General features: G+C 65.5%; 15 protein-coding genes. 7 read left to right on the top strand and 8 right to left on the bottom strand.

Features of this window, described 5'->3' with window-relative positions:
* The first annotated feature begins 1,255 nt into the window (after nt 1–1,255).
* The 5 genes from IG62_RS0132515 to IG62_RS0132540 all read left to right on the top strand — a co-directional run bounded on the left by IG62_RS0132515 (nt 1,256) and on the right by IG62_RS0132540 (nt 5,361).
* Nucleotides 1,256–1,675: a hypothetical protein gene (locus IG62_RS0132515; RefSeq protein ID WP_030811668.1), complete on the top strand. Its 420-nt coding sequence runs from the start codon at nt 1,256–1,258 to the stop codon at nt 1,673–1,675.
* Nucleotides 1,676–1,756: 81 nt separating this feature from the next.
* On the top strand, nt 1,757–2,500 hold the full coding sequence (locus IG62_RS0132520) for an ATP-binding cassette domain-containing protein (RefSeq protein WP_030811671.1): 744 nt from the start codon (nt 1,757–1,759) through the stop codon (nt 2,498–2,500).
* 3 nt (nt 2,501–2,503) lie between these two features.
* Nucleotides 2,504–3,787: a DUF7224 domain-containing protein gene (locus IG62_RS0132525; protein ID WP_030811674.1), complete on the top strand. Its 1,284-nt coding sequence runs from the start codon at nt 2,504–2,506 to the stop codon at nt 3,785–3,787.
* A complete protein-coding gene (locus tag IG62_RS0132530) occupies nt 3,784–4,389 on the top strand; it encodes a hypothetical protein (RefSeq protein ID WP_051798922.1) in 606 nt (201 codons plus the stop codon). Before IG62_RS0132525 ends, IG62_RS0132530 begins: the two co-directional genes overlap by 4 nt.
* A 435-nt stretch (nt 4,390–4,824) precedes the next feature.
* Nucleotides 4,825–5,361: a hypothetical protein gene (locus tag IG62_RS0132540; protein WP_030811680.1), complete on the top strand. Its 537-nt coding sequence runs from the start codon at nt 4,825–4,827 to the stop codon at nt 5,359–5,361.
* Nucleotides 5,362–5,413: 52 nt separating this feature from the next.
* Here the strand turns inward: IG62_RS0132540 and IG62_RS0132545 are convergent, their stop codons facing one another.
* The 6 genes from IG62_RS0132545 to IG62_RS0132570 all read right to left on the bottom strand — a co-directional run bounded on the left by IG62_RS0132545 (nt 5,414) and on the right by IG62_RS0132570 (nt 9,838).
* Complete coding sequence (locus tag IG62_RS0132545) at nt 5,414–6,550, bottom strand: hypothetical protein (RefSeq protein ID WP_051798925.1); 1,137 nt, start codon at nt 6,548–6,550, stop codon at nt 5,414–5,416.
* A gap of 9 nt (nt 6,551–6,559) precedes the next feature.
* A complete protein-coding gene (locus IG62_RS0132550; RefSeq protein ID WP_030811685.1) occupies nt 6,560–7,237 on the bottom strand; it encodes a histidine phosphatase family protein in 678 nt (225 codons plus the stop codon).
* Nucleotides 7,238–7,247: 10 nt separating this feature from the next.
* Nucleotides 7,248–8,243 (bottom strand): nucleotidyltransferase domain-containing protein, encoded by a 996-nt coding sequence (locus IG62_RS0132555; RefSeq protein WP_030811687.1) that lies wholly within the window; start codon nt 8,241–8,243, stop codon nt 7,248–7,250.
* A 34-nt stretch (nt 8,244–8,277) separates the two neighbouring features.
* Nucleotides 8,278–9,177 carry a phosphotransferase gene (locus tag IG62_RS0132560; protein ID WP_030811689.1) on the bottom strand — a complete coding sequence of 300 codons (900 nt, stop codon included), beginning with the start codon at nt 9,175–9,177 and terminating at the stop codon, nt 8,278–8,280.
* Between the two features lie 145 nt (nt 9,178–9,322).
* Nucleotides 9,323–9,496 (bottom strand): hypothetical protein, encoded by a 174-nt coding sequence (locus tag IG62_RS47485; protein ID WP_158795153.1) that lies wholly within the window; start codon nt 9,494–9,496, stop codon nt 9,323–9,325.
* A gap of 54 nt (nt 9,497–9,550) precedes the next feature.
* Nucleotides 9,551–9,838, bottom strand: a complete 288-nt coding sequence (locus IG62_RS0132570) for a hypothetical protein (RefSeq protein WP_234326838.1) — start codon at nt 9,836–9,838, stop codon at nt 9,551–9,553.
* A 155-nt stretch (nt 9,839–9,993) separates the two neighbouring features.
* Between IG62_RS0132570 and IG62_RS0132575 the strand changes: the two genes are divergently transcribed.
* Nucleotides 9,994–10,773: an aminotransferase class IV family protein gene (locus IG62_RS0132575; RefSeq protein ID WP_030811695.1), complete on the top strand. Its 780-nt coding sequence runs from the start codon at nt 9,994–9,996 to the stop codon at nt 10,771–10,773.
* Nucleotides 10,774–10,843: 70 nt separating this feature from the next.
* Nucleotides 10,844–11,722 carry a formylglycine-generating enzyme family protein gene (locus IG62_RS0132580; RefSeq protein ID WP_234326841.1) on the top strand — a complete coding sequence of 293 codons (879 nt, stop codon included), beginning with the start codon at nt 10,844–10,846 and terminating at the stop codon, nt 11,720–11,722.
* Between the two features lie 39 nt (nt 11,723–11,761).
* Here the strand turns inward: IG62_RS0132580 and IG62_RS47490 are convergent, their stop codons facing one another.
* Both IG62_RS47490 and IG62_RS49220 read right to left on the bottom strand, forming a co-directional pair.
* Entirely contained in the window at nt 11,762–12,169 is a 408-nt protein-coding gene (locus tag IG62_RS47490) for a hypothetical protein (RefSeq protein ID WP_158795154.1), read from the bottom strand.
* 18 nt (nt 12,170–12,187) lie between these two features.
* On the bottom strand, nt 12,188–13,474 hold the full coding sequence (locus IG62_RS49220; protein WP_234326839.1) for a WXG100 family type VII secretion target: 1,287 nt from the start codon (nt 13,472–13,474) through the stop codon (nt 12,188–12,190).
* Nucleotides 13,475–13,553 lie beyond the last annotated feature (79 nt).

Raw genomic sequence — 13,553 nt, forward strand, 5'->3', positions numbered from 1 at the left:
GACGGCTCTTGGCGTGAGGGACATCGCGGCTGATTCAGGGGCACAGGGACGGCCGTATCAGGGCGAGCTGGATGGTCTCCTCGTAGCGGACAGCGAGCTTGTCGTACCTGGTGGGCGAGTGAGGAGGCGACGGTGAAGCCTGCGGCATGATGGCGCCGCAGGCTTCCTTGCGTCTCCGGCCGTTGATTCAGTACCGAATGACTACCTTATTCACGTACAAAGTGGAGCCGAAGGAAACCCCGCTGAGGGTGAAGTAGTAGTCACCCTTAGACTCATCACCCCACGAGGTCGTGTTGCAGTAATTGGTTCGGGTCCCGTGATCCTCATCCGGTCCGAATACATCCTTGTACAGGGTGAGGGCAGCGGCTTTGAATCCGTCGGCAGTGTCCGTTGAGCACCCACTGAACTGAACCGACGTTCTTGCACTGTCGCGGTTACCATCTGGCCAACGCTTCGATTCATTATTGACATGCCAGTCTGATATGTACGTGCTCCGGCTTCCCTCCGCGTGGGCTGGAACAGCACCTACGAATCCCAAAAAAAGAGATCCGGCAATTACTCCGGTGACGCGATGGCTTGCATGCATTACCTGTCTCACTTCCCCCGCATGGCGCGGTACTCGGTGACCGAAGGCGCCGGGCAACGGAATATTCGCCCCCCGACGACTAGTCCTAGTGATTGCGCTAGAGGAAATTAGCCATACAGCTTTGGCGAAAGCAACGACGTTTACGGCTTGTGGCCGGAACTCTCCAGCCGTCGGTACAGCCACTGCGGGGCGCTCACGAGCTCCAAGTTGGCCCTGTTGGTCTGATCGTGCAGGGAGAATGAGCTGTCAGGGATGCCAGCCGATCGGCCAAACTTCGGCATTTCAATGCCGCGCCGTCAGAAAAACTGGCCGAATATCGCCGCGTGGACCTCAACTTGCATCCGAACCGGAATCGATACGTTCCGCTTTGCTCGCGGATCAGTACACCCCACTACCGACACCCGTCCGTGCAATGTATGCATTTTCGGCCAACCTGCCTCTCGGCTACACATGCCCCTTCACCGGCACCAGCCCGCACTTGGGCCGGAATCTGAGGGGACCCTCGCTGGAGGCCACAGGCGCACAGCGCTCCACTTTGGCGCAAATATTCGAATAAACGTTGCGGGAACCCCCGTATCGGTCAGATGATCCGTTCGCCGCTCCCAGCCGAGTCCTCGGCCGCGCCCTTCAAGGGGTTGCACACGGGGGAGCCTGAACTTAGGGGGAAAGATGCGAGTTTCACGCGTTACCGGTGCTGCACTGTCTGGCGTTCTGGCCACTGTCGCCTTCGGAGCCGTCCCGGCGCACGCGGAAGGGAGCAAGTCGACGTACATCTCGTACTGGGCCACCAGCAAGGAGTCCGGTCGCTGGCACGACGGCAACAACGATGGCGCGAGCACCACGGTCCGTTTCTACAACTGCGCGGCGGCCAGCTCGCCCGGCACGAAGACGAGCGCGGCAATTACGGTGTGGGAAGATGTCTTCGGCCCGGACACGAACAAGGGTCAGAAGAGCGATGTGTGCAGCAGCACCAAGTCGTGGGGGCGTCTCGCGGAGGGTGATTACTACTTCAGCCTCGACAAGATCAACGGAACTTCGGGGCAGGGGACGTTTCATCTGAATGCGAAGCCCGTCAAGATAGCGTGGTAACCGTTCAGTCATGAAGCGTCGGCCGGGAGCGTAACGCGCTCCCGGCCGGCTTTCGTTCGGCTCGCGAGAAGCAAGGATGGCATGTCTCTGAAATTCACTCGGTGTTCCTTCCAATACGGCCGGAAGGTCCCCGTCCTCAACAGGCTCGATCTCTCCATCGAACACCGAGCCACTGTCCTTCTCGGGCCGAACGGGGCGGGCAAATCGACTCTTCTTGGCATCGCCGCCTCATGGATCTCACCGAGTGAGGGCACCGTCACCTGGCGGGGAACCGATCCCTCTCAGTCGAAATCGCAGGCGGCTTACCGGAAGGCGGTGGGCTGGCTGCCTCAGAACGTCAAACCCATGCCCGGACTCACGGTGCGCGAGAATGTGGCCTACATCGGCTGGTTGAAAGGGATGCCCCGTTCCGACGCCTGGGATCAGTCACGCGATGCCCTGGAACGCGTGAAGCTGGGCAGCCTTGCCGACCGGAAGAGCCATCAGCTCTCTGGTGGCCAACTACGACGCATGGGTATCGCCGGAACGCTCGTCCACAGCAGCGAAATCGTGCTGCTTGATGAACCGACGGCGGGCCTCGACCCCTCGCAACGGCAGATCTTCCGCGACCTCGTCACCAACCTGCTGTCCGACATCCAGGTGGTGGTATCGACCCACCAGACCGAGGACCTCGATGCCATGTACGACCATGTCGTCATCCTCGACAAGGGTCAGGTCCGCTTCGAGGGCGACACCCACAGCTTCCTAGCCCTCGCCCCACAGGGAACCCCCGAGGGACGTCGGGCAGAGGGCGCGTACACCCAGCTGATCGCTCAGGAGGTGTGAGCCGTGCTGTGGCGTACCGTTCTACGCTCCTCCTCCGCCACCTGGCTGGCTCCTCTGCTGGCCGCATTCGTCGCCCTGCTCCTGTCGGACGACCTCACCGCCAAGGTGACCCACGGCTACTGGCCCAGCGCCCTGGGGGCCGCCAACTTCGCGCTGCCCTTCGTCGCCCCCGCGTGCGCCACCGCCGGTGCCTGGGAAGGCACCCGCTTCACCCGCGGCAATGTGGCCGGCTGGGCCCCGACCCGCTCAACCATCGGCATCGCTCTGCCACTTCTGGTACCCGTCTTCGTACTGGGAGCGGTCGGCATGGCAGTCGCCGCCGCCCTGACCATCGCCACGGGCCAGCCCGATGTCGGCACGCCGCCGATCGGCATGGTGCTCGTCTGGCTGGTCATCCTCGCCGCCCACTCCATGGCCGGCTTCCTGCTCGGCAAACGCCTTCCTCTGGTGATCGCCACACCTTTGGCGCTCGTCCTCAGCTTCGTCCTGACCGCCTACCCGGCCGCCATGGAACCGCTGTGGCTGCGCCATATGGTCACCGGCGGCATGTCCTCGTGCTGCTCTCTCGACCAGAGCCCCGACTGGCGCGCCGCCGCCAGCGCCCTCGTACTGGCCCTCGGAGTGATCAGCGCGTGTGCACTGGCCCTGACCGCACTGCAGCAGCGGACGCGCGCTGTCCTGATCAGCACAGCGCTGGTGGTCGGCCTGGCTGGCAGCAGTTGGCTCGCCTACGGGCTGCCTGCCGACCCCGTCACACCCCGTACCGAGGATCAGTTGCAATGCGCCGGGGAGAACCCGCGCATCTGCCTGTGGCCAGAGCTGTCCCGGCAAGCCGCCATGATCCGCGAGAACGCCTCTGACGCCCGGCATCGTCTCCAGAAGGCCGGGCTTGCCGTCCCCAAGACGCTCACCATGGAGGAACATTCAGGAGGTGACGCCTTGTTCATCGGCACCTGGCCTGACCCCAGCGCCTCAGAGGTGCGCGCAGGCGTGGGCACCGCCCTGTTGCCATCAGACCCCCCGGCTTGTGCCCAGTCCGGCAGCGACTTCCCCGGCGCTGACGCCTACGGACCCACCGCAGCATGGCTCGCCCTGACCGCCGGAGCCGAATCACAAGAGGCAGCCGGCCGTTACGGGGCGAAGGAAGCCGAGGTGGCGGCGCGCGTCCAGCAGTCCTCCCACAACGAGCAACTGGCCTGGTTCCAGCACAACAGCAAGGCCCTGCGCGACTGCACAACCCACCCCGCTCCAATCCCCTCAGCCCACGCCCGGGAGACATCGCAATGATCTGGTGGCTCAAGGCCAAGGGCGCCCCGGCCGTCGCAGCGGCCACACTCGCGGTATACGTCATGGCCATCGTCGTACGCGAGGAAGCCATCCCCGTACCTGCGGTCGTAGGCCCCTCAGGCCAGCTCCTGGTCACACAAATCCTCGGAGTGCTCCCGGTCGTCCTGCTCCTGCACGGCATCGACCGCGGCGACACCATCACCGAAGAGGTCGCACTGCGCCACACAGGCCGACGCAACCTTGCGCTCTGCTGCGCTTTCGCCCTTCTGACCCTGCTGCTGGCAGCCGGCGTCCAGCTCCTGTGGGACCGGCCGGAAGCTCTCTCCCTTGCCCGCAACTGCATCGGCCTCCTCGGAGCCGCGCTCATCGTCCGCGCTGTTCTGGGTGCCGGCGTCGCCTCGATCTGCGTCGCAGCGGTCCCCCTCGCCTGCGCGGCCGCCGGCCGGAGACCAGGAGGCTCACCGCAACCCTGGGCCTGGCCCATCCAGGAACCCACGTCTGGCCTGGGCGCCGCCGAGGCCAGCGTGCTCTTCGCAATCGGCTGCGCAGTCGTGCTCTGGAAGAGCCGCCCCCTGCTCAACCCGCTTGCCCGCACCACCTGACCGCGGCTTCGAACCTCGACCTCCGGCCGGAGAACCCACTCCGGTGCCGTGAGACTTCGCTGGCCAGCTGAGAGCACACAACGACGAGGGCCTCGACCAAGACCTGGACGGGGCCTTCGTTTTCCCTGCAGGGCAGTTGCGGAGGATACGAAATTCAGGCTCGGATCGGATCTATGTCGGGGTAAGGGTCTTGTAGCCAGAGGCGAATTTTCTCCCAGCCGACACAGGGCCCCGCTCGGGCACTCCGTCGGCTCCGCCCCCTCGTCCCCGACGCAGCTCGCACGCGCCCGTAGGGGAAAGCCCGTGGTGACCGCCATTGAGAAGCTGCACCGCCGGCGTGCGCAGGCCGCCGACTCGGGCACCACGGCCTTCACGTACGAGTGATAGCCAAGCAAGGCGCCATCCTGGAGACCCAGCGATTCGTAGCTTTCTGGGGTGACGGTCAAGTACGAGAGCCATGGGTTGCCTCTGGACGAGTATCAGCTTTCGCGGGCTGATCACCGTCGTCAGAGCGAGGCCGACGAGATAGCCGCCTGGGTGGAGCGGCAGGTCGCGAAAGCACCTCCCTGGTCCGAGGAGCAGTACCAGCGGGTGCAGGCGATGCTTGATGGCCACACTGCGCCACCGCCGTGGGAGTACATGAGATGGCGCGTGCGTCTCTACTGTGGGCACATTCAGGAGATCGAGCGGCACTGCCGCGATGCCCGCCCCGATAGGGACACGCAAGATACCCGGTGCTCCGAGTGCGGCAAGGACCCTGCGGTGATTGTGGCCTTCGAGGTGATCGGGGCGGTGGCCGAGCCGCCGAAGGCTCCGAAGGCTCCGAAGGCTCCGAAGGCTCCGAAGACAAACTCCCAGAACACTGCGTCACGTCCCGGTCGCACAAGTCGCCGGACGAAGGCTGATCTGGAGGCAGAGAACTCAGCGCTTCGTGCCGAAATCGAGCGTCTTCGCCGCAGTGACACCAAGTAGATACGGCACCCTCTGGGTCGGCTACGGAGCAGCGCGCCCCGTTGTGCGCTGGTCAACGGTCTTCGACCAGCATGTGCCAGCTGGGTGTGGCCAACGCGGTAGCGAGTAGATATCTGCTGGTGATCCAGTCGGTGCCGCCTCGGGCGACGGCCTGTCGTATGGCGGCGCTCTCGGCTGGACCGGGGACGGAGGGCCGATCCCTGCGGGCCCGCATGAAGTGTTTGAAGAGCTGGGGGAGTTGTTCGGGGCGCGTTCCGCTCTTCTCCTTGAGGGAGAAAAGCGGAAGGAACCAGGTATCGAACGTTCGCTGGGTGGCGGCATTGGCGCGGTAGGCCCGGTACACCGCCTGGAGGTCGGCGGTGTGGTCGTAGGGGAGGTGTCCGTGGAGGGCGTACTTCAGCTGGGTGCCGTGGTGTTCGCGGAAGTGCTGGCCGTGGGCGGCGATGTGGTTGGCGGCGTTCTGGGTGATCGTCATGACCGCCGTGTCCGCCTGGTGCCGGCGTGCTGCGCCGAGCACGGTGGCGTGGACGCCGACGCGTGGGTCCAGGACGAGGCCGGGGAGTCCGAGGGGTGTGAGGCCGATGCCGTGGTCGCGGGTGCGGGAGATGATCAGGCGGCGGCTGCTGATACTGCTGGCCGTGTTCTGCAGGTGTTTGGGCTGGGCGCGGTGGCTTGAGTGGATGTCGGTCCGGTCGAGGACGGGGCGGTCCTTCGCGAGCTCGGCGACAAGGTGACGTGTGGTGCGGTCATGGATGTCGGTGCTGCCGCACGCGTTGCAGGCATGGCTGCCGCGGCCGGTCATGTGGCGGCAGGACCGGCAGGTGGGGACGGTCTCGTGGCTGATCACGAGGGTGCCGGAGCGCAGGTTGTCTTCGATCATTTCCAGGGCCAGGGCGGCGACCTCGGGATCGGTGTCGGTCATGGTGCCGGCTGCCGGTTGGGGATCGGGCGGGTACTTGGCGGCTATGAGGCGGGCCTCGAACTCCGTGCGGGTGACCGTTACGCCGTCGGTGGTGCGGTGGCGTAAGTCGCCGTCGAGGGTGACCGTGTTCCACAGGTGGGGTGTGGGCGGTGAGCCGAGGATGGCGTTGAGTGCTGCGGCCAGGCGGATGCCGACGGCCTTACCGGGCTTGGTCTGGAAGGTGAAAGTGCCGTTCTGGACCGGGCCGTTGAAGAACAGAGGGCGCACGAGCCGCTCCTAGAGAGGCGGTGGGGTGGGCATTGCCGTTCTGGTGAATCGCTCGCCGTGCAGGGCGTATTGGAGGATGGCGGCGTTGGGCAGCTTGCCTTTGCGTTCCGCGGCGAGGATCTCCGGCAGGGGCAGGTCTTCGAGTAGGGCTCGGAGCGCTACGGCCGCGGTGTGGTGGGTGAAGGCGATGACCGCGCAGGGTGTGCGCAGTGCGGTGCGGGCGAGTGCAGTGAAATCGGCGGCCCGCTGGGTGACGCCTGTGGCGAGGGATTCGCCTCCGCCGGGTGCGGTCCAGATGTGCTTGCGCTGTCGGCGGTCCTCTGCGAGTTCGGGGTAGGTGTCGTACAGCTCGCGCTTGGTCATGTAGGTGGCGTCGCCGTAGTGCTGTTCATCGAGGAGCGACGTCTGCTGGGGCCAGCCTGCCGGGAGGCTGGGGAGGGCGATGGCGGCGGTGTCGATGGCCCTGCGGTAGGTGGAGGTGTAGACGCGGGGTTGGTGGTGGATGAGGTCTGGGAGTGTCTCGGCGAGCCACTGGGCCTGGCGGAAGCCGCGCGGGGTGAGGCCGACGAGGCTGCGGGAGATGTGATGGGCGGCGGCTCCGTTGTAGGGGCGAGGGTCCTGGTAGAAGCCGAGGTACTTGTCGGCGTTCTCCACTGATTCGGCGTGCCGGATGATCAGGAGTGTCACGGGTCCGGCCCTATCCGGCGAGGCTGGCGACGTAGGAGTTGCTGACGGTCCAGGGCGTGAGCTCGATTCCGAAGCCGCTGCGTTCGCCGTCCTGGGTGTGGACGAGCTTGCCGGACAGGTGCACGGTGTCGCCCGACCGGAAGGCACCGGTGTAGGCGCCGAGGTACGAGCGCATGTGGGTGATCCGGTGAGCGAAGGAGGCGGGCTCGTCGACCGTCGAGCTGAGGACGGTCTTCACCTTGATCTCGTAGACCGCCGGGGTGGCCAGGCCCTGGGCGTGGTCGGTGATCTCCGCCAGGAGGGAGATTTCGCCGATCTCCTTGGAGGAGATGCAGGCGAAGGTCTTGTCGCGGTCGGCGCGGATGGGCTCGCAGTTGATGTGCGCGCCGGCGTGCGCCGTCAGGCCCTGGAGCTTGCGGCGCTCCTGCTTGATGAGTGCGTCGAAGGAGCTGCCCTCCATGTACTTGGCCCGTCGGATGTAGAGGCGGGTCAGGTCGTCTCCTTCGTACGGCTTGATCAGCTGCTCGTGGTGGAACAGTGCATGGGCGGCCTCGTAGCCCTCGGGGCCGTAGCAGACGAGGTCGAGGTCGGAGCGCTCGTTGTGGCAGCCGACGAGGAAGGAACCGGTGACACCGATCAGTCCTTGGGCGCCGTTTGCGGCGACCCACTCGGTGATCGCGAGGAGGTCCTTGCCCGCAGGACTGTCGGCGACGAGGCCGGGGTCCTCGTGGATGGCCACGAGGGCGTGGCGGCAGGAGTAGTGGACGACGATGTCGTCGCGTGGGATGCCGGTGATGACGCAGCCGAGGGTGTCGGAGTAGACGTAGCACTCCGGCCGGTTGGCGAGGATGCCGAAGGACTTCGACACCACGCTGTTCTGCCGGTAGGTCTGGCCGAACAGACGCCGGTCGCCCTTGGCATCGGGGTGGTACTTCACGTAGCCGAGGTAGTGGCTGCCCGGATGGCTGTCGCCGATGACCTTGAAAATGACCCCGTGGTGGTCCATCAGGTAGTCGCGGTCGCGGACGGCGGAGACTGGCCTACCGGTCGTCTGCGAACTGCGCCAGGGTGGGGAAGCTGCCGGTATCGATGGTGCTGGAGGACTCATACTGATCAAGTCCCATCGTGAAGAGGGCTCGGCGGTACTGCCACTTGATGTGCTTGTCGTGCCGTGCAGGGTCGGTGGGCCGCATGAGGGCGAGGAAGAAGAAGCACTTGACGAGCAGGAAGTCGCCCAGACGCTCGCTCACAGGCCGGCCGATCAGGTCGGTTGTGGTTTCGTCGAGGGCGTTCGTGTAGGCAGCGCGCTGTGTGGGGGCGACGCTGTAGCCCTTGCCGCCTCCCTTGAAGGCCACGATGTCGAGTGCGGGATAGACGTCATAGCCGAGCGGGACGGGGCCGTGGTGCTGCCAGTCGATGACGCCCTTGGCGAGGACGTTCGGGAGCCCGTAGTCGAGGTGGCCGTGGACCATGGGCAGTGCCGCCGTCCGGTCGAGGGCCCGCTTGACCGCCTCGTGCACCCGCGGGGTGTCGAGGTCCGGGTCTTCCTCGAATACGTTGGCGGCGAAGGCGGCTTTCTCGAACCACGGCGCCGCAGTCAGCGGGTGGGTTGCCTGGGCCCGCAGAAGCCGGGAGCCGACGGAGGCAGCCGTGCTGATCACCTGATCGCGAACTGCACCGTCACGCTGGGCGTCGCTGAGAGCCTCGTCGTGCAGTGAGGCGGCGCCGAGAGAGCGCTCAATGACGAAGTAACCTCCGTTCTCCGCGCCGCTATCGACGATTTCCGGAACGGGGTACCCGAGGCCGGCGGTGAGCCGCTGGAACTCAATCTCCGCACGCAGATCCTCGCCTCCGGTTCGCTTGTAAAAAAGACCGTCAGCCGACCTCCACACCGCGCCCTGCGTGGCCGTCCTGTCCTTGACGAACTCCCAGTCGCTCATCTCTCCGTCCTTCCGTCGAAGCAGACCTCGGCTTGTTGCAGCATGAACGCCTTGACGGGCAGAGCCGAAACGGAACTCGCAACGACGCCCATCGGGGGAGGTGGTCCTCGTCCTCCTCTCGGCCACGAACCGAGCAACGGGCATCTCAGGAGGCGGGTTCCGCATCAGACGCAGAGAGGGCGCCGGGCTGATGCTCGTCCATCGCATCGCCGATGAGGACACCGACGCCGACGAGGCCGGTCGCGGCCAGCAAGGCCCACAGCCAGCCGAGGGCGGCTCCCAGCAGGTCACTGTCATGGGGACGGGCGTGCGCGCTCATAAACTTCCTGCCTTCACTCGGCATGGCAGCTGGTGGGACGTCCGCTGTCGCGGATCAAAGGTCGTCTCGCGGCAGGCTCCGGAGGCCGGCGCGGTAGTCCTCGCGGATCTTGATGGCTCGCTCGATCTGGATGGCATACAGCTCCATCTCCGAAGGGGTCAGGATCAGCACGGACTCGGACTCTGTGCTGCTGTCCGAGTGGTGCAGTTGCACCGGCAGGGCCGCTTGCTGGGCCCGGTGGTCGTAGATGAGATCTCGGGTCATGGGCGTGGCGTGCGTGACGTGGGGGATGGCGCTCGCCTGCTGCTCGTGGCGGTGCGCATTGTTCGGGTCGGGGTGCACGGCTGCTGGCCTCCGTCTCCACTGCGTACTGCATTGCCTGGCATGCAGTTAACGGCCGACGACGCGGAGTGAGGAAGGAACTCTTGCTGAACTTACGGCCGTCGGGCCCAGCATTCCGTGTTCGGCACCAGGCGTCCGCTGACAGACTGATGCGCATGGCGCTCTTGAACGGACATCCGGCAGACCCCGACGCGCTGCGTGCGCTCGCGCTCACCAACTACGGTCACTTCACTTCGATGCGCGTCGACGAACAGCACGTTCGCGGCCTGACCCGGCACCTGGAACGACTGGTGCGCGACTGCCGTACGGTTTTTGGCGCGGACCTGGACCCGGCCCTTGTGCGCCGGTACGTGCGCGAGGCGGTGGGCGACAAACCCGGTGCCTTCGTCGTACGGGTCACCATCCTCGATCCGGGGCTGGACATGGGACGCCCCGCTGACGCGAACGACCCCCATGTGCTCGTGACCCACCGACCGGCAGGCGCGCTGCCGCTGCCCCCGCTGCGCGTGAAGACCGTCCGCTACCAGCGAGATGTGGCGCAGGTGAAGCACACCGGACTGTTCGGTGCCCTCCACCACCGTCGCGCCGCCCAGCTGGCCGGCTTCGACGACGCACTGTTCGTGGGCCCGGACGGGCTGGTCTCCGAGGGCGGCACCTGGAACGTCGGCTTCATCGACGCGCACGGCAGCGTGGTGTGGCCCAAGGCCGATGTCCTGCCCGGCGTCACGATGGCCCTGCTCCAGGAGCTCCACTCCCACTCGGCTGCGCCCGTTCCATCCGAGCATCTCCCCCAGATGCAGGCCGCCTTCGCGACGAACACCACCATCGGCGTACGGGCGATCAGCGCAATCGATGAAACCCAGCTGCCCACCGAGCACCCCGCCCTCGTCGAGCTGCGCAAATCCTTCCTGGCCCTACGCGGCGAGCAGCTGTAGGACGGCCTGGATGGACCGGCCGGGGGTAGCGCGGTGGACCGGACGTGAGACCAAAGCCCTGCGCTTGGCGATGCGCATGACCGTACGCGGGTTCGCTGCGGGGATCGGGGTCAGCGACCGCATGGTGTCCAAGTGGGAAAGGGGCGGAGAGAACATCACTCCCCGCCCCGGCAATCAGGCTGCGCTCGACACGTTGCTCGTCCGCGCGGGTACGCAGGTGCAGGAGCGGTTCGCGCAGCTGCTGACAGCCAGGGCCGCAGCGGGCGACGATGAGCGCACCGAAGCGCTTTTAGCTCCCGCCGCGCAACGCTATCGCCACCCCGTGGACGGGAAGTTGATGATTGCCGTGGAGGAAGGGATCTACCTCAGCGGAGCGGACAACACCCCCAGCTGGCTGCCGGCATTCCTCATCGACATCTATCCGGTCACCAACGCCGATTACTTTCGCTTCACCGATGCGACGGGCCATCCCGCACCCAGGCACTGGGGGCGGGATGGGCACTGCCCCGACAGCATCTTCGACCACCCGGTGGTGTGGATCACCTGGCGTGATGCGAATGCCTACGCGGCCTGGGCGGGGAAGAGCCTGCCCACGAGCGAGCAATGGGAGAAAGCCGCTCGTGGGGCCAAGGGCAGCGCCTACCCATGGGGCGACGCAGCGACCGCCGCGAAGTGCAACGTCCAGGAGTCCGGAATAGGGCACACCACTCCCGTCTCCCGCTACCACTCTGGCGTCAGCGCCTTCGGCGTCTACGACCTGTGCGGCAACACATGGGAATGGTGCACGACCGAATCGGAAACCGGCCGACGGGTCCTCAAAGGCAGCGCCTTCACCAGCCCCTTCGTCCGCGCCGACCCAGCCGCCTTCAACGACGCCTCCGAGACGATGAGCGACAACGACACGGGATTTCGCTGCGTCACCACCACACTCGCTCTTGGGCCCCACTGATCAACACGTCAGCGGTCCGCTGCACTCGACACGCTGCCGCTAACTCCAAGGGGAAGTGCGCTTAGGGAAAAGCTCGACCATGACTTCTCGTGCACGCTCGTCTGGCACAGCGGCAGCCTGATACTCGACTTTCCGTACGTGATCGAGAAAATCGTCTGGAAGGGCGATGTGGTAGCGCGAAAGGTAGTGAACGAGGTCGACAGGCCAGACCCATTCACCGTCTGTCACCAGTGATCCGGCACCACCGATCCACTCGTCTCCTGAGATGACATCACGCTCAGCACCCATGGTGCTGAAGATCTCCTCGCCGCCTTTGAGGTAGGAGAGAATTCGATCTTCATCGGGTGCGGGTGGGCCCTCCATAGCTTGAGTCAGAGACTCACTATAGACGGCGGGGTCACCGTCCTCGTTGCCTTCTACAAAAAAGCCTACTCGGCGAATCATCATTCCTCGCAGTTTTGGGTGTCAGCCGGTGATGGGAAGGAATATTCGCCAGTATCCGCCCTTATCGATGACGGGCTCCTGGATTCCCAGCTTGCGATCCACTCCCATGCGGTTGGTTGGCGCGTAGACAGGGGCTCCCATTTCATTTGCCACTGACTGTGCCAGCGGCTCCGCTCCGGCTCCCGAGTGGCAGGATATCAAGCGAATAGGCCCACCGGTGTAGTTCGGATTGTTGCGAATGCTTTCCACTACCTGGTGAGGGCTTATCTCGTAGGTGGTCTTCGCTACGCCTGCTGGATTGATGTGTCCTGCGATGAAGACGTTGTCGGGCGTGCCGTGCACGACAACGTCGTGGACACCATCAACGCGTCTTACTCGTTCCAAGTTCGACAGAGTGCGTGGATCGTAGCCAATGGTTGTCGTCTGCTTGCCGTGGTAGATCGGATGCCCGGACGGCAGTACGTCGTCGCCCGCCTTGGCGGGAGGGGCCATGGCTTCCGATTCTTTCGCGTGATAGAGCTGCCAGATACGCCGCTTGCCCATCTGGTCGATCGCTGGGCGAAGCCGGAGACCATCGAGCTTGATGTCCGCGAGGACTGTCTTGAAGCCGCCGGCGTCTCCTACAGCCTTGGCGGTGCGCGCCGCACCTCCGAAGGCACCACCCAGCAAGACGCCAGTGACCCCAGCGTCACTGACCTCCTGGAGGTTGATGCCGTGTTGGTCGCCGAGGAGGTTGCGGCCGCCCTGGGCGACGACCACGTCGACGGTGATGGCTTCTATGCCGCCGATGGCGGCGGTCGCCAGGACCGTTCCGGCGATCTCGGCGACGGTGGCGGAGACGGCGATGCCGGCCGAGCTCGCTGCGGCGACGATTGCCTCGGTGGCGCCGGCTGCTGCGACTTCGCTGATTCCGCCGGTGAAGAGGGCCAGGGCCGTGCCGGCGACCAGGACCGCGCCGGCGATCTCCAGCTCATGCTCGATCTTCTTCTTCGCCTCAGCGACCTGCTCGGCGTACTTGTCCAGGGCCTTGGCCATGTCACGGGCGGCGGTGGCCACGTCGTCGAGGTAACCCTTGCCACCACCGTGGTACTTGCGCCAGAACTCACCGAACGCCTCGATCGACTTGCCCTTGTTGTTGTCGATGACGTCTTGAGCCTTCTTGTGGCAGGCGGCCGTGCAGTCCTCGACGTCGTCGGCGAAGGTGCGCCAAGCGCGAGCAGCTTCCCGGAGTTCGTCCTCGTCGCCCTCAGGCCACCACATGCCCGTGAGGTCTTGGACGATCTCCTTTGCCTTGTCGGCAGCGCCCATCACTTACCGCCCTCAAGGCCGGACTTGGCCGAGTGGTCAGCGTCTTCGTGGTTGGCGGCCATGTCGTTCATGGCCTTGG

Source organism: Streptomyces sp. NRRL S-337 (assembly GCF_000720175.1).
Classification (GTDB): Bacteria; Actinomycetota; Actinomycetes; order Streptomycetales; family Streptomycetaceae; genus Streptomyces; species Streptomyces siderophoricus.